Source organism: Candidatus Binataceae bacterium, assembly GCA_036495685.1.
GTDB lineage: Bacteria > Desulfobacterota > Binatia > Binatales > Binataceae > JAFAHS01.
In genome coordinates this window covers 1-15,752 of record DASXMJ010000189.1, presented here as the reverse complement: position 1 = coordinate 15,752, position 15,752 = coordinate 1, and the positions used below count along the sequence as shown (strand labels likewise).

General features: G+C 58.0%; 16 protein-coding genes. 6 read left to right on the top strand and 10 right to left on the bottom strand.

Going from position 1 to position 15,752, the window contains the following annotated elements; genetic code table 11:
- Positions 1-210: hypothetical protein (locus VGI36_17220; protein ID HEY2486888.1), on the top strand; the 210-nt coding region annotated here is incomplete at its 5' end.
- Positions 211-406: 196 nt separating this feature from the next.
- On the opposite strand, the gene VGI36_17215 is transcribed toward VGI36_17220, so the two are convergent.
- The 7 genes from VGI36_17215 to VGI36_17185 all read right to left on the bottom strand — a co-directional run bounded on the left by VGI36_17215 (position 407) and on the right by VGI36_17185 (position 7,258).
- On the bottom strand, positions 407-661 hold the full coding sequence (locus VGI36_17215; protein HEY2486887.1) for a hypothetical protein: 255 nt from the start codon (positions 659-661) through the stop codon (positions 407-409).
- Between the two features lie 55 nt (positions 662-716).
- Entirely contained in the window at positions 717-1,628 is a 912-nt protein-coding gene (locus VGI36_17210; protein HEY2486886.1) for an aminoglycoside phosphotransferase family protein, read from the bottom strand.
- 347 nt (positions 1,629-1,975) lie between these two features.
- Positions 1,976-2,884 (bottom strand): TIGR03564 family F420-dependent LLM class oxidoreductase, encoded by a 909-nt coding sequence (locus tag VGI36_17205; GenBank protein ID HEY2486885.1) that lies wholly within the window; start codon positions 2,882-2,884, stop codon positions 1,976-1,978.
- Between the two features lie 81 nt (positions 2,885-2,965).
- A complete protein-coding gene (locus tag VGI36_17200; protein ID HEY2486884.1) occupies positions 2,966-4,213 on the bottom strand; it encodes an amidohydrolase family protein in 1,248 nt (415 codons plus the stop codon).
- A 36-nt stretch (positions 4,214-4,249) separates the two neighbouring features.
- On the bottom strand, positions 4,250-4,699 hold the full coding sequence (locus VGI36_17195; GenBank protein ID HEY2486883.1) for an OB-fold domain-containing protein: 450 nt from the start codon (positions 4,697-4,699) through the stop codon (positions 4,250-4,252).
- A complete protein-coding gene (locus VGI36_17190; protein HEY2486882.1) occupies positions 4,699-5,886 on the bottom strand; it encodes a hypothetical protein in 1,188 nt (395 codons plus the stop codon). The genes VGI36_17195 and VGI36_17190 overlap by 1 nt, the downstream gene beginning before the upstream one ends.
- Positions 5,887-6,130: 244 nt before the next feature.
- Complete coding sequence (locus tag VGI36_17185; protein HEY2486881.1) at positions 6,131-7,258, bottom strand: hypothetical protein; 1,128 nt, start codon at positions 7,256-7,258, stop codon at positions 6,131-6,133.
- 271 nt (positions 7,259-7,529) lie between these two features.
- On the opposite strand from VGI36_17185, the gene VGI36_17180 reads away from it, so the two are divergent.
- Together VGI36_17180 and VGI36_17175 are read left to right on the top strand one after the other, a co-directional pair.
- The gene (locus VGI36_17180) at positions 7,530-8,420 is read left to right on the top strand and encodes a phosphotransferase family protein (protein HEY2486880.1); all 891 of its coding nucleotides are present in this window, start codon (positions 7,530-7,532) and stop codon (positions 8,418-8,420) included.
- Positions 8,421-8,509: 89 nt separating this feature from the next.
- The gene (locus VGI36_17175) at positions 8,510-8,956 is read left to right on the top strand and encodes a hypothetical protein (protein ID HEY2486879.1); all 447 of its coding nucleotides are present in this window, start codon (positions 8,510-8,512) and stop codon (positions 8,954-8,956) included.
- Between the two features lie 427 nt (positions 8,957-9,383).
- Here the strand turns inward: VGI36_17175 and VGI36_17170 are convergent, their stop codons facing one another.
- The 3 genes from VGI36_17170 to VGI36_17160 form a co-directional block, all read right to left on the bottom strand.
- Complete coding sequence (locus VGI36_17170) at positions 9,384-10,169, bottom strand: enoyl-CoA hydratase/isomerase family protein (GenBank protein ID HEY2486878.1); 786 nt, start codon at positions 10,167-10,169, stop codon at positions 9,384-9,386.
- A 538-nt stretch (positions 10,170-10,707) separates the two neighbouring features.
- Entirely contained in the window at positions 10,708-11,580 is an 873-nt protein-coding gene (locus VGI36_17165) for an aldo/keto reductase family oxidoreductase (GenBank protein HEY2486877.1), read from the bottom strand.
- Positions 11,581-11,598: 18 nt separating this feature from the next.
- Positions 11,599-12,507 carry an SDR family oxidoreductase gene (locus VGI36_17160; protein HEY2486876.1) on the bottom strand — a complete coding sequence of 303 codons (909 nt, stop codon included), beginning with the start codon at positions 12,505-12,507 and terminating at the stop codon, positions 11,599-11,601.
- Positions 12,508-12,632: 125 nt separating this feature from the next.
- Here VGI36_17160 and VGI36_17155 point away from each other — a divergent pair, with 125 nt between their 5' ends.
- The 3 genes from VGI36_17155 (at position 12,633) to VGI36_17145 (ending at position 15,513) form a co-directional block, all read left to right on the top strand.
- Positions 12,633-13,268: a TetR/AcrR family transcriptional regulator gene (locus tag VGI36_17155; GenBank protein ID HEY2486875.1), complete on the top strand. Its 636-nt coding sequence runs from the start codon at positions 12,633-12,635 to the stop codon at positions 13,266-13,268.
- 1,490 nt (positions 13,269-14,758) lie between these two features.
- Positions 14,759-15,202, top strand: a complete 444-nt coding sequence (locus tag VGI36_17150; GenBank protein ID HEY2486874.1) for a M23 family metallopeptidase — start codon at positions 14,759-14,761, stop codon at positions 15,200-15,202.
- A 146-nt stretch (positions 15,203-15,348) separates the two neighbouring features.
- Positions 15,349-15,513, top strand: a complete 165-nt coding sequence (locus VGI36_17145; GenBank protein ID HEY2486873.1) for a hypothetical protein — start codon at positions 15,349-15,351, stop codon at positions 15,511-15,513.
- The last annotated feature ends 239 nt before the right edge of the window (positions 15,514-15,752 follow it).

The window sequence follows — 15,752 nt, the reverse complement described above, 5'->3', positions numbered from 1 at the left end:
GGGCTCGCCAGGCGGGCTCGTATCGGTCTCCTCTCGATACTGTTTTTTGTCGCGTGCGGTAGCGGTGGAGGCGGATCGGGATTGTCCAGCGCAGGAACGCTTCCGAATATCGATCTTGGAATCGACCAATGGCTGCTGTTTGGCTATGGCGGCGACACTCCGGCGGCCACTCCGAATATCGACGCAATCGCGCGCGGAGGAGTCCGGTAACACGTTGGTGCGCGTAGGGGATAGCGGCCGGGCGTCCATCGCGAAGTCGCGCGCCGACTGCTGAAGCAGGCGCCGCTCTTGAGTTAGGCAATCCATGCAGATTCAACTCCGTGGTTGAACTTTGCAGATATCGTCAAGATTGATGGAAGCTGACGGGTCAGTGCGAACGGCGCTGCCGGTGTCGCCGTGAAGCAGGTCAAAATCGCCTCGGTATATAAGTGATAAGCGTGGGATCGCGCTCGAATCCCACCCTCACTTCCAGCTCGTCTTTCGAGACGATCGGCGTCAATCGGAACTTCAAGGTCACTTCGACTGAGTCCGGATTGTCAGGCTTGCGGTCGGCTAGCGCCTCTGCCGCAGTCAACAAGATATTCTCCATGAGCTGCATCCCCCACTTGTCCAGAGAGGTCTCTTGAGACTCTACTTTGCTCGACGCGCTGTCTTCTTTCATTGTTCGATATCCCGTAGGTGTCTTACCTTCCGGAAAGGTTGGCGAATTCCATGTATTAGACAAAACTGTCCAGGCTGCGCAGATCAGACATCGCGGCGGTCATCCGCTTAATCATTTCCAGGGACATTTCTTCGGGCTGCATATCAGGCGTTGTACGCGAATGGACAAGAGTTGGTGTCCACATCATTAGTGCCAGCAAGACTTGCTGGCGATATAAACTCCAGGCGTCATCGAAACTGGTGTTCAGTCCGCAGCTCTCCTGCATCTTTTCAAGGTAACGCCGGACCAAATCCTGTTCCCAGGCGCGACGATCATCGATCGATATCGTCGTCGCAAGCGCATACGCGACATCACGCGCCCAATGTCCCGTGGCGAGACATTGCCAGTCGCAGAGTCCTAAGCGTCCCTCGCCGCTGATGTACCAATTCCCCAGATGCACATCGGAGTGCAGCAAGGTGTATGGACCTTTTCGATGGAGGTCGAGGGATTTCATTGTTGACGGCCAGATTTCGGAGCGCCTACGCGTGATATCAGAAGGAATTACATCTTCGGCTTCTATCATAGCCTGCTCGTGACATTGCCGAAGTCCAACGCCTTCACCCGCAGCAAAAAACCTTACGTAAGACACAACCCATTTCAGGTCTGCTTCAAAACGCGGGCTGTCATAAAACTGGGCGTGCATCGCCGCCAGCGTATCTATGATCTGTTCCGCTTGCGGGCGGGAAATGGCAGTGTTCCATCTACAAAACCGCGCGGCGTTGCTCGCAACTACGTCCTCGAAAAGATGTATCGAACGACCTGAGTTGCGGTCCCATGCCGAGTGATAGCACTTGGGTGTTTCGATCTTCAGTTGGGGACGGATTTCACGATAGAAGCGGCCTTCCGCTGCGGCGGAGAGACCCGTTGCAAGCCTGGTCAGCACGGTCGGGGTGGTCTTGCAGAACAAGTCCTCGGGAAGGTGTGCCATTCTGCCTTCTTCGTTGTAGGCAACCTTGAGTCGCCGACGCACGCTGGAGCCCTGATCGCCCCCGCACACGTCCACCGAGACGGCCTTCGCACCTGGAACGTTAGGGCACATAATCGCAGTCATCCATTCGGCCGATATCGCTTCGGCGCACCAGGGGACGTCGTCGATAGTCCTGGCGATCGGCCGCGTTAGGTGGTCCCAAATCGTATGGACTGCCATTCTGCCGCGGGCTCTGAAATGAACTTCCGTGGAATGCGAATCGGTCATATACCGTCCTCAAAACTCAACTAGTGTGCGCCTAAATGGAGTCGCCAGAACGAATTTTGCACATCGTCCGCACGCGTCGTTCACAATGCACCCAAGAAATCGACCGTTCGCTCGAAGGCACCGGATTCCGCGCGGAAGACAAAGGCGCAGAGATCGGTGACGCCAATGTCTTCTAATCGCTTAATCTCGTCCTTTATTGTCGCCTGATCGCCAACTAACGCGACGTCGACAGGTTCGGCGGCGTTACCTCGATCTAACATGGCGCGATACGCTGGCAGATCGCGATAGACCTGAAACACCTTCGCAGCGACTCCGCGCGCGGCAGCTACATCATTGACAATCGCGAGCGGCATTCCAGCGATGATGCGCGGAGGTGGACATCCCGCTTCTTTCGCAGCGTCCGTAATTCTCGGTACGACATGTTCTTGCAGGGCTTTTCTTCCGGCCATCCAGGTAATTGTGCCGGTCGCCTCCGTGCCGCAGAGCTCGAGCATCTTCGGTCCGAGTGCCGCGATGACGATCGGAACTGGAGCCGCTCCGGGCGGGTTCAGGCTCATGTTAACCTGGTACTCTTCTCCACGATATTTCACCGGTTGGCCAGCCAGTAGCGGCTTCAATACGGACAGATACTCTCGCATGTGAGAAAGTCTGCGTTCGTACGATAGACCGAACATTTTTTCGATGACTACTTGGTGAGAAAGGCCTATGCCTAGCGTGAATCGTCCATTGCTCGCTGCTTGAGTGGTCAGTGCTTGCTGCGCCATAACGGCAGGATGGCGGGGGTAGGTTGGAACGACCGCGGTTCCTAACTCTATCCGCTTGGTCTCGCGCGCGACTATGCCGAGGAGACCTATCGCTTCATATGCAAAGATGTTCGCCAGCCAACCCGTCGATAAACCGGTTTTTTCAATGAGCTGCGCTCGCGCGACGATGTCATCCAGATGCGGAGACTCACCTGCTCCCTCGCCAATCATCATGCCGATGCGCATCTCTGGATCCTCCTTGGCGGCGCAATACCTTCTGTCTCCCTCGGAGCGCGAACCGCGCGAGGGCTTTTTCGCAATAGAGGGTCACTGCGTCGGTTGAGCGGCCTGCCCGCGGCGAGCGATTAATTTTGTGACGTCGAACCTCAAGAGCTTCGCGGCGTTGAGACCGAGAATTTTCGAACGCTGGTCATCATTGAGATGCTGCATCTGCCGTTCGATCGCTTCCGCGGAATGCGGCCATGAACCCTCTGCATGCGGATAATCATTGGCCCACAAAAAGTTATCAACGAGATTGGATGCAGCGGCGAGACGTAGGCCGTTTACATCCTCCTGAAATGAAACGGCTCCGTGCTGACGGAAGTAATCGCTCGGCAACTGCTTCAGCTTCGGATATGCCCACAGGTGATGCTTTCGATAAGCCTCATCCATCGCGTCGAGCGCCCACGGGACCCAGCCAATGCCGCATTCAATTAGAGCGAATCGGAGCCTCGGAAAGCGCTCGAAGACGCCCGACCCGCAGAGGTTGGACATCGGCTCGATCGCACTAGGGCAGGCGTGCGTGACGTAATTGATTACGGCACCGCCATCGTGCCGCGCCGCGCGCGGATCCATACCGGTCGCGATGTGAAAGGTGATCGGGAGATCGCAATCCTGAATCACGGCCCACATCGGGTCGAAGAGCGGCAGGTTGTAGTTGGGATGACGGGCGTCGTGCGCGCCCCAAATTGGCTTGCATGGCAGATTGACACCGCGGAACCCGAGCCTGGCGACACGCTTAATCTCATCGATCGCGATGTCGACATCCGCAGTCATAATTGCGGCGATCGGCGACATGAAGTCGTTGTATGGACCGAAGGTTTCCCAAGCCCAGTCGTTCCAGACGCGGCATTGGGCTGCGCCGAATTCAGCGTCATGGCTCGCCCACATCGCGAGGCCCTTGTTCGGGAAAAGAATCTCAGCGTCAATTCCATCGCGAAGATGATCGGCTATCCGAGCCTGCACGGTGCGGCCGGCCTCGCCGCGCAACCGATCCTCGCCTCCCTTAGGGGCATCCGCAACATTACGCGCGCGCAGCCGGGACTTCTGGTAGCCCTCGACGACCATCCACTTATCGCCCTTCTCATCAACTTCCACATGCGGCAGTCGATGTTGGAACTTCTTGTCTATACGCTGCCACCACAGGCCTCCCGGTTCGTTGCAATGACAGTCCGCCGAGACCATCAGATACCTGCGAGGATCGTCCGGCTGCGCAGTGCGTTCCCATCCCTGATGGCCGGGCGTTTCGAGCCGCCAGCGGTTCTTTTCGTCAACTATGGTGACATCATGATTCATCGCGATACCCTTCTCAGTTCCTCCTAGAATGCGCTTTTAGCAGCGCTCAGAGACGCGCCATTGCAGGAGCGTAAATTTTGGCTCCGAATCGTTGTGATGTTCGAACACGGACTCGACTGGCGTGCCAATCCGGAAGGTCTGGCGAGGATCGCCTAAGAGATTGCCCAGCATGCGCACGCCGCCCGCGTGAGGGAGCTCGACCACCACGACTATATACGGGCACGCGTCCTTGAGGGCCGGATGCACCGGATGTCCGGCGCGAGTCCAGCTATAGATCACACCCTTCGGTTCCACGGCAACCCATTCCACGTCGAAAGTCTGGGTGTCGTGGCAAATCCACTGCGGCGGAAATTGATAGACACCGGTGCGCGGATTCCGTTGCACCATGATGGTTTCCTTGCGCAGGCCGTCCCAATAAGGCTTGGAAAGGCCGTCGTGCTCGGGGACCGGAACCGGCAGGCCGAATGGCAGATAGTAGTTCGACATCAGAGCGCGGCCTCCGAACCAAAGATGATTGTGCTGACAGGGGTGACCATTGGGCCCGAGGAGGCCAGCGAAACTTTCACGTCCGGCACCTGGCTGGTCGACTGGCCACGGATCTGCCGAACCGCCTCGATCTGCAATTCGAGGCCATGCATGTAGCATTCGGCCAGGTTACCGCCGCTGGTGTTGAGCGGCAGCTTGCCGTTCGGCGCGATCAGGTTTTCCAGCTTGAGAAATTCCATCGCTTCTTCAGGAGCGAAGAAGCCATGCTCGACCAGGCTCATCAGAACGCCGCCGGTGAAGTTCTCGTACGATTGGACGACGTCGACCTCATTCGGATCGACCTCGGCCATCTCGTACATGTGCCGGGCGACGGTCTTGAAATGCGAGCTGGCCAAGTCCGGCGTCGCATGTCCGGCCATTGTGCTATGGACGCGGTATCCTGCCCCCATCGCAGCACCAAGCACGTAAGCCGGCTTCTGTTTCAGATCCTTCGCGCGCTCCGCGGACACCAGGATAAGCGCGGCGGCGCCGTCGTTCTCTTGGCAGCAGTCGTAGAGGTGGAACGGCTCGGCGATCCAACGCGATTCGTCGTAGACCTTCTCAGTGAGCGGACGGCCGTACATCACCGCTCGTGGATTCGCCTGAGCGTGGTGGTACGACGCCATGGCGATCGCGCGGAGCGCCTGCTGTCCGATGTTGTGTTCGTACATGAAGCGCATCGCCTTGGGTGCGTACCACAAGGCCGGCGACATCTGACCGTAGGGCATGGTCAGTGCCAAGTCGCCCGAAACCGTTTTGGCCCGCATGCCCTGGCCAAAGCGACCGAACTGTCCCTGCGCCAGCGCTCTGTAGACAACGACGCACTCCGCAAGACCTGTCGCGACAGCGGCCGCCGCATTTGCCATCGCGCCCGCACCGCCGCCTCCGCCACCGCCCCAGAGCATCGTCGAATATCTCAGTTCATGCGTACCCAGAGCGGTCGCCAGGGTCGGCGGATCGTTGCGATCGTTGCTGTAAGAGGAGAAACCGTCGATATCGCGCGGGTCGATGCCGGCATCGTTGCAGGCCGCAAGGATCGCTTTGAGGCACAGGACGGATTCGGGATCCGTCGCTTTGCCGTGACGGTAATAGGCCGTCTCTCCTATCCCCGCCACGGCCACTTGGCCGCGCATAGTTCGTTTTGTCATGCGTGCATCATCTCCCGCCTATCCGCAGCCGCGAACAAGCGATTTATCTGTGCTCACACCTTCAGCTCAACGGCGTCGCGACCAAGATAAACGGCCCGGTTCGGATGAGCTGTCAGTGCAAGAGACCTCGGTAGCGAACATGCGTTTCTATACGATTTGTCAAGTTAGTCGCGGCCTCACTGCGGCCTCACCCTTTTTTTACGGGCACCGGCAAAGTCTTCAGGAAGTTCGTCCAAGCGCCCGGCTAATCCTTCGCGCCGTCGAAGAATTCCTTGAATCCTGCCGGTGCGTACGGTCCGAAACAGACCTGCTCAAGCACGCCGATTCCCTTCCTCGTGCCATCGCTGGCACGAACCACCTGCTGCACGTGGATATTCTCGGGTGCGAGCGGGTTCAGTTCGCGAGGGTCGAAGGACTCGCCACCGACCTCCAGCTCCCCCTTCCACATGCCATGCCCCCATGCAGGGTGCCCGTAACCCAGACCCTTCATTTGGAACTTCAGGATCGGTTCGAGGGCGATGGTGCGAACGCCGCCCTCCAAATCGACGAGGTCAATTTCGGCTGACCTTGCCAGGCGCGTACCTGGAACATATTTAACCCGATGACGCGCAGTCGCCATGCGCTGATCGCGCCCGTCCTCTACACCCGGCACTTCGGCCTCCGTCGCGTAGAGTGGGGCAACGATTCCTTCGCGCACGAGAGCCTCACCCTTCGTTCCATCGAAAAAGATCCCGTGAGTAATGTGGTCCTCCCAGAACAACGGCGCCCATAGAAAGAACGCGCCACCCGGCATCGATGGTGCTCCGCCGGTTTCGCGCTCGCCAAGGGTGCGCACGCCCCAGGATCGATCTTTGGTCCCGCGGCATATGCGATCGTTCACCGCGATTTCGCCATCGGGGGAGTGGACCGCGCCGCTCCAGCGGCCGAACTGATCGAATCGAGTCGCATCCATCACGCGGCGCGCGCCGGACCATAAGGTCTGGCGCTTTTCCTGAATCGACGCGGTCCGGGCGGAAAATGTAAGGTCGCATGACAGGCCGGTGCTGTTCTTCTCCAGTACCACGCGAGTGCGCTTCATCGGTTCGATGATTTCGATGCGAAACGGACCGACCTGCATCTCGGTGCGCTCAGCCGCCGCCCGCCGCGATCCGAAGAAGCAGTACTGGAGTGAATTCGGCTTTACGACGCTGAAAGCGCAATCAAGGATTCCGCGATGCGGGTAAACCGCCATCCCGATGCCAAAATAATACGACCCGTCCTCGGAATAGCCGTTGAACCAGGTGCGGTCGTAAACGTTGCGGTCACTCGTCGCGGGATGGGCGAGAGGTTCCGGTGTTTGATGAACAGGAAAATCATCGAGCTTGTTCAGCATGTCTGTTCCTCAGGCCACCTTAGCTTGAGGCTAGTGCGATATTCAAATTTCCCCCTTTTCTGGGAGATGTACCCTCCATGTTCCTTGGGTGCCCGATTTTGTACCGGGAATTTTCATTTCGAATCACGAAGGACCCTTGCGTTCAGGGCAAACAAGTCGCGACCGTGGATTGATTTTCCGCAGGGCCATTGTAAAGAGAACAAAAGTTCTGTTTAGAAATTCTGCTATGCCGTCTCTGGAAGATTCGCTGGCTTCGTAAATCAAGGCTAAGTTGCGCGATGCCACTGAAGTCAGAGTTGACCAACTTGAACAGATCTCCGGCGGAGCGTCCCGCCAAACGTACCGATTCCGCCTGTCCTATCGCGAGAGTGGATTTCCGCGCGAGCGACGTCTGATACTGAGGCGCGATCCGTCCGGCAGTCTCATCGACACGGATCGGAGGATCGAATTCGCCGCATTCAAGGCTTTCTTCGCGACCCAAGTTCCGGTTCCTGAGGTCCTGTGGCTCGAAAACGATCCCACGCATCTGGGCAGTCCCTTCTTTATCGGCGTGGAAATGACAGGCTTTCAGACCTCCCCGGCGCGAATCCTGATGGAGCCCTATGCGTCGCACCATCAGAGGATTGCTGAGCAGAGATGGTCGATCCTGGGGAAGATCGCTTCCTGCGATCCGCGCCGGCTGGGCCTTGGCGAAGCGATGGAATGGGTGGAGCCGGACGCCTGCTGGAAGCGGGAGCTTGACTACTGGGAGGGGGTGCTCGATTCCGACGAATTGATTCCGCAGCCTGTGATGCGCGCGGCGATACGATGGATGCGCTGCAACCCGCCGCCGCCAGCACAGAAAATTGCCGTAGTGCACGGGGACTATCGCACCGGAAATTTCCTGTTCGATGAAGAGGGGCGTATCCGCGGCATTCTCGACTGGGAGATGTCGCATCTGGGCGATCCCCTGGAGGATCTCGGATGGAGTCTCAATCGAGTTTGGTGCTGGGCGCAAGACGAACGGCGCGGCGGGCTGGTCGATCGCGCGGGCGTAATCACAATCTGGGAGAATGCGAGCGGCCTCAAGGCCGACCCCGCGGCGCTGAACTGGTGGGAGCTGTTTGCCACTATTAAAGGGCAGGCCATCTGGGTTTCCAGCGCGCACGCATGGGAAACATAGGAAAACAAGGATCCCATTCTGGTCCTGAGCGCCTGGTCCCTGATGAACAGCCAGGATCGAGCGGCGCTCGAATTTATGGGGCATCTGCGATGAGACCACCTGTTCCGGCGGTGTTTCAGCAAATGGCGGCCGATTTGATGCAGCGGGTCATCCCCGCGATCAGCCCCGCCTACCACCAGGGAACAATAGGGATGATCGCAACGATGCTCGCGTTGGCGGGAGAGGACTGGGATCGCGCGGCGAGCCGGCGCCTTGAGGAGAACCGGCGACTACGCGAGATTTTCCGCGAAGCAGCCAACCTTATCAAGAAGCCCGGTCTGAACGCTCGTCTGACCGAACTGGCTCGTACCAAAGACGAGGACTTTCGAATCTCCGCGCTGGAACGAAATAATTGCTTGCTGCGCGCCACATTGATCGAGCTGCATGCGCAGGTCGAATCGGAATCTGGCCCGGAAGCTCGCGGGCTTGAGGGGTCCATCTGGTCAGAGCTGGTTTGCTCCACGGAGCAACGCCGCCTTTCGACTGCTCCTTTCTGAAATCCGATGGCCGCAGCGTTGAATACGCGCCTCGTTTGTTACCGCTCTCAATAGATCATCTAACCGCCCTTGCGCGCAGACGAATCGGCTACGAACGAAGCGGATGCGTCGGATCGCGGCGGGCCGCGCCACCGGCCCGCCAAGCATGAAGATTTTGACCTGCTGAGGTGCGCACGCCGCGTAGAACTTCATCTTTGGTGAGAAAGTTGAGGCAGCCGATTTGATCCTCGGCGCCCCACCGTCCCAATTCCCCGGCTCGTTCTTCAACGGCTCCGTCATCTGAATCCGTTCTTTCGACTGGTTCTCCCTCCATATGAAATTGCCAGCGGCTCGGTTGGCGCGACAATGATCTGGTGTCAGCCGGTCATGTTCCCGCTGGAAATCAATCAGCAGTTTGAGGGACCGGGCACGGACGTAACCCGGGCGGTTATCGGCCTTTGAAGCGCGGCTCTCGCTTTTCCTTGAACGCGTGGCGCCCCTCGCGGCTGTCTTCGCTGACTTCCTGCGGCCAGATGACATTGAGATATTCGCGCTCGTCGCGCACGGTCTTGGACTCCACCGCCTTGTAGTGTCCGTATTTGACGGCCTTGATATACATCGGCGGGATTTTCTTGAGCATCTCTGCCCAGCGAATCGCTTCGCTCATCAGATCGGCGTCCGGCACGACCCGATTTACCATCCCCAGCTCCCGGGCGCGTCGCGCCTCTAACATCTCGCCTCCATTCCACGCCAGTAGCATGAATTCGAGGCTCGCCTTGAAGGGCACGTAAGGCAAGTAGTCGATAGGCGGGAGCGAAATGCCCACGCGCGGTTCCGGAAAGCCGAACACAGCGCTTTCGCCCGCGATAGTAATGTCGCAGCCGCGCACGGCCAGAGCCCATCCCGCTCCGAGAGCATATCCATGGACCGCACCAACGATCGGCTTGAATACCGTGACGCCGTTCTGCGGATAAGCGCGATGGACCCTGATTGCCCATGGGATTCGCAGATCGTCCTTGGGTCCACTGCTCCCGATGTCCGCGCCGGCGCAGAACGCGCGTCCGGCCGAGCTTAGAATCGCGACCTTCGCCAGGGGATCGGCCTCGAAGCGCGCCCAGGTATAGTTGAGTGCGTCGGCCAACTCCACGCTCAAGGCGTTCAGCTTGTCCGGCCGATTCATCTGGACGAAGGCGATCTCATCCTTAACTTCGTAGCGCACTAGATCATCACTCACGATCGAGTCTCCTTCAGAAAGATTTCCTCGTCTCGGAGCCTAGCAGCACTGCGGCGGATGATGTACGGCAGCCTGCATAGCAGTGAATCTGACCTGGCCCTCCGAGCAGACTGGCGTCATGGAAAGTACCCGGTGTACGCACTACGGCCGCTTCATCCACGCGAGCCAAGCGGACGCATTTAGAACTCGCGAAGATCGATCCTTTAAGTGTCAAAATGGGGGAGTTTTCCCCACGTAGGGCAGTAGCCCGAAAAAGTCTTTGACTTTCAGCCAAAATTTGGTGGAGCAGAAGGGATTTGAAACCCTACGAAGGCCTGGAAAACCCTAGCTCTCTGGTATCCAACCGCGGCGTCGTAGGTCTTCTTCCCTTGATCGCCTAGAATTTGATGATCGCCGCCGCCATGAACGATTAGAAGCGGACAGGAAATTTTTCGGCGACGCCTTTGAGGCTGAAACGGCGCAGCGTGGCGGCCCCCTCCTGGGCCGAAGGGACAGCCGAGCACCCACTTCATGTGCTCTTGACCGGACGCGCTGCTAGTCAGGGACGCGGGCAGATAGAGTCGAGGACAGCGATCGTTTCGGGAGGAAGTTCCAGCGAGGCCGCCTCCAGATTTTCGCGCAGATGGTGAACCGACGATGTGCCAGGGATGAGCAGGATGTTTGGCGCACGGTGAAGCAGCCACGCTAGCGCAATCTGCATTGGGGTCGCTTTCAACGACGCTGCGGCCGCGTCGAGCGTGGCGGACTGCAGCGGGCTAAATCCTCCCAACGGGAAGAATGGGACGTAAGCGACGCCCTGCCGTTCAAGATCGTCAATGAAGGCGTCGTCGGTTCGGTGCGCAACGTTGTACAGGTTCTGCACGCAAACGATCTCCGATATTTTCTGCGCTTCCGCGAACTGCCGCGGAGTCACATTACTCAGACCGAGATGACGGATGAGTCCCTGACGCTGGAGGTCGGCCAGCACCGTCACCTGCTCGGCGATGGACCCTTCCTCGGGGCCGTGGCCCGACCCCATCACGCGGTAGTTGACGATCTCGAGAACGTCCAGACCCAGGTTTCGTAGGTTATCATGCACACCCGCTGTAAGCTCCTGGGGCGAGATGGCGGGCTGCCACGACTTGTCGGGAGGGCGCCGTCCCCCGAGCTTGGTGACGATCACTAACCCCGCAGGGTACGGGTGCAGAGCCTGCCGGAGGATCTGGTTGGTGACGTGCGGGCCGTAGTAGTCGGCCGTGTCGATGTGGTTCACGCCTGCTGCGACGGCCTCGCGAAGGACGGCGACGGCCCCGTCAGGGTCCTTGGGCGGCCCCCATACGCCAGGCCCGGCCAGTTGCATCGCGCCGTAACCCATGCGGTTCACGGTCAGCGAAGTGATTCCGAACGTGAAGCTTCCGCCGAGGCTGGTCATCAGAAGTTCCTCCGATTGTTACAGGCTTTGATTAAGGCCGATTTCGAGATTGTGTGCCCGTTCGAGATCCGCGATTAGCCCAGGTCCCACCGGGCGCCATCCGAGCCGCTCGCGCGTCAGCGCGCTTGAAGCGGGACCATCGAGACCAGCGAAGCCTCCAAGCCATCCGAAATGCTCCGCAGCCTCCGCCGGGGATTTCGCGACGACCGGCAGCTTCAGGCGACGACCGATTACCTCAGCGATATCGCGCACGGGCACGCCTTCTTCGGCAACCGCGTGATAACGGCCCGCCATACCCTTATCGAGCACCAGCCGGTAGAGACGTACGGTATCGGACAGATGCGCCGCCGACCATCGATTCTTACCGTCGCCGACGAACGCCGAGACGCCCTTCTCTCGCGCGAGACTGATCAGATACGTGATCAATCCCTGCTTGTTCTGATCGTGAACCTGAGGAAGCCGCACCAATGAAACCCGCACGCCACGCGCCGCCACCGCAGCGACCGCCTCGTCCGTGGCGATGCGAGGAATCGAGGCGGAGGTGGCAGTGGGCACATCTTCTTCCGTTGCGAGGCGGCCCGGCGCGATCAGTAGCGTTCCCGAGGTGACGATCAGAAGACGATCGGACCCGGCCAGCACGGAACCGAGCGCCTCGATCGCGCGCCGATCAGTCTCGCAGTTCTCCTGAAATTTCGAGAAGTCGTGGTTAAAGGCTAGGTGAATCACAGCATCCGAATTAGCCGCGCCGCGTTTCAGGCTTTGCAGGTCTTCAAGGGATCCTCGATACACCTCGGCGCCGGTCGCGGCCAGAGACTTCGCTCCCGCTTCGGATCGGGCCAGACCCAGCACCTGATGGCCCGCGGTAATGAGCTCGGGGACGAGGGCGGAACCGATAAAACCGGTGGCGCCGGTGACGAAGACACGCATATGGATTAAACTCCTTGAATTCGGAGTGGGGCTCCGTTTGTGATAATAATATACGGAGTAATCCTCCGCTTTGCAAGAAGCAAATGGAGGTAGGCTCCGTTTGCAGCGACAGGCGAGACAAGAATATGGGGACAGAATCGATTGAAGCTGCACGCAGGCCGCGCGCCGATGCGGTCCGCAATCGCGAGCGCGTGCTGGCGGCGGCGAAGGCGGTCTTCAGTAAAGGCGGCGCCGATGCGAGCCTGGAAGCCGTGGCGAAGCGCGCCGGAGTCGGAATCGGCACGCTCTACCGGCACTTCCCGACACGTGAAGCTTTGTACGAGGCGGTCTATCAACATGAAGTGCGCCAGCTCGTGGAGCTTGCGGAACAGTTGAATGGCAAGGCCGCGCCGGTCGAAGCGTTGCGCCGATGGATGCGCTCCATCGTCGAGTTCATCGCAACCAAAAAGGGTATGTTGGCGGCGTTGGCGCTCGCCGTAACCGCGTCCTCAGAACTCCACACGCGATCATCCGAACTGCTCGCGAAGGCTGCGCGCCTTCTGTTGGACCGGGCTGTCGCCGCGGGCGAGATACGCTCCGATATCGACCCCAGCGATCTAGTGCGCGGACTGATCGGTATGTGTTTCGTGCACAACCAGCCCGGATGGCAGGAGAATGTGCTGCCGCTCGTGGATGTGCTGGTCGATGGTCTTCGTCTCCCAGTAAAGATCAGCAAAGCAAATCACGCTCGCGCGGCGAAGCGAGCACGAACGAACGGTTAAGACGCAAACTCCGCGGGTTGATCTCATGGGACATGGAAGTAGTCGCTGTCAGACTGCCGTTTCAGGTGACTGGACTCGCCGTCGTCTGAAACGCGAATAATTATCACTTCTTGCTATGGGTTTTTCACCCAGCTCGTTGCGAAAGAAGGAGAGCCAATCGCTCGTCCTCTTATAATCGCCGAGAGCACCCTTAAATCTGTCTCCTAAGGTCCCAGCAATTCGCCGCTCTAAAGGGAAATGAATGATGACTATGGCGGGCTCTGTAAGCCTCTATCCAGCCTGTGACCTCATCGTTTTCGCCCATTGCGGTAATTGCCTCAACCACTACAGGGCCGTGTTCGGAGAAAAACTGTTCCATCGTGAATCCGAGATCGGAGAGATGATCCAGCTCTGCATTGATCGCGTCCTGTCTCATTTTCATAGTCAAACCCTGACCGCCTGTGCACTGACGGCCCAACGCCGATGAGGCTAACCAAGCGCAGCCGTGCTCAAAATCAGGCCAATCGCCCGCAACGCTTTATCGATCAGGTCGCGGCAATAAGTGAGCCCCTGAAACGGGGCAATCACGTCGATGGCCGCGCAAACAATGGAGGCGACTCCACAATAAATCTATGCGGCGTCCAGAAGGTGAAATGTAAAACCTCACCCGGCGGGTAGAATTTTCGCGGTTAAGGACCGGAGGCCATAGCTGACTGCTGAGAGTGTTCCACTGTTTTTGAAGAGAACAACAATTGTCGCGATGGCGCGGATGTTGCTGTTTGATCCGAAATACAAAAGTGGCGCCTTAGGCCGAATCTGCCGTCAACTTTTATTAGCGCCAAGCCATGGAACTCATTGACCGGCCACTTGGCTATATCGGCCCGAATCTCAATCCTACAGGGGTTCAATTCCGCCCTAAGCTGTTGGCGCAGGGTGTCTTCGCGCTGCTCACGTCTCCCGTTCTCCGAGACAACAGCGATTGTATCGTGGGACACCGAGGTGTTTTGGTTGTCGATTCTGGAGTCAATGGCCCAATGGCCCGTCAGAATCCAGGCGAGCGTTTGAACGATTACCGAGAAAGCCAATGCTGTATCTGATTAATCGAATCCTCTGAAACCGAAATCGAGCGAAACACAAGAGTTCACACTTCGATGGTTCGATGGAACTGGAACTGGGACGCCATCCAAAGAGATCGTTCGCCATGGGAACTCTAGTCCCCATGGCTCGACCCGAGAAATCGAGGACTATCAAGTCAGCATTGAACATGTTTCGCCACTTGCCCTGATGATCGAGCCCAGTGGGAACGATTCTTTTGCAATACTGTCCTCTACCGTTAGGCGTAAGCGCGAGGCGATTTGCGAAAGATACCGTACTTAGGAGACCCGAGACCTATGTCTGAACGCGACAGTTGTGGACTCATAGCCCTGATAGCTATCCCATTGGTTCTGAATAGTGCGACATTTTCTAGAGCGACTGATATCGGTGCACCCAAACCTGCGCCACTGGCACCGGTGATTTCAGCGTCGCCGATCGACGGGCTCAAGGCCTCGGAGCTTCACGATAGCTTCAATGAAATTCATTATGGACATCTCCACCAAGCGATCGACATCATGAAACCCTACGGCACTGCGATACACGCCGTAGTTGACGGTACTATTCGCAAATTGTTTCACAGCCGGGCCGGCGGAATAACTATTTACGAGTTCGATGAGGACGCTGCGTATTGTTACTACTACGCACACCTCGACCGTTATGTAAATGGCCTAGCAGAGGGTATGACCGTGAAGCATGGTCAAATCCTGGGATACGTGGGCATGTCCGGCAATGCTGAACCGAACGCACCGCAGTTACATTTCGCAATCGCGCGACTTGGGCCTGATAAACGGTGGTGGAAAGGCACGCCGATCGATCCCTATCCAGTATTGGTCGGCCTTCTCTACACCGCGTCCAGCTGAACCTTTACTAAGTTTTCCATGGAGTCTCGCACCAGCCGAAGTGAGCCGCATCCATTGAGCGAGTCCGACGGGTACTGCCCAGCGTCGAAATTGTGAAGGTCCCGGGCACCCATAAAGATTTTGTCTTTACGTCGCGGGAACACGTGGTGAGCGCGATGCAGCTCTTCGTTGATGGGACGGAGAAACCTTATGAGGAGTCCGATGCAATCGGCATCTATGGAAAGTTACCCGCACGATTGCCCACGGTGGGCAACCATCCGGAAAAAGTCTCTGACTTACCAGCGGAATTTGGTGGAGCAGAAGGGATTTGAACCCGTGCGAAAGCCCAGAAAACTAGGTTTTTCGCATCGAAATGTTTCCCGAAGTGCTTCTTTCGGTGCAGTTTGCCCCACCTGGGGCAAAACTGCTGGGAAGTTGATTGTTCTGAATCCCGACCTGCCGATTACGAATAAGCCGGAGGCCCCAAGCAGTATCAACGACTGTGAGGAAAGCTCAACGAAATCAAAGAACAGTGCCGGTTAGGTTTTGATCGTAGTTTCGGACACTTCAC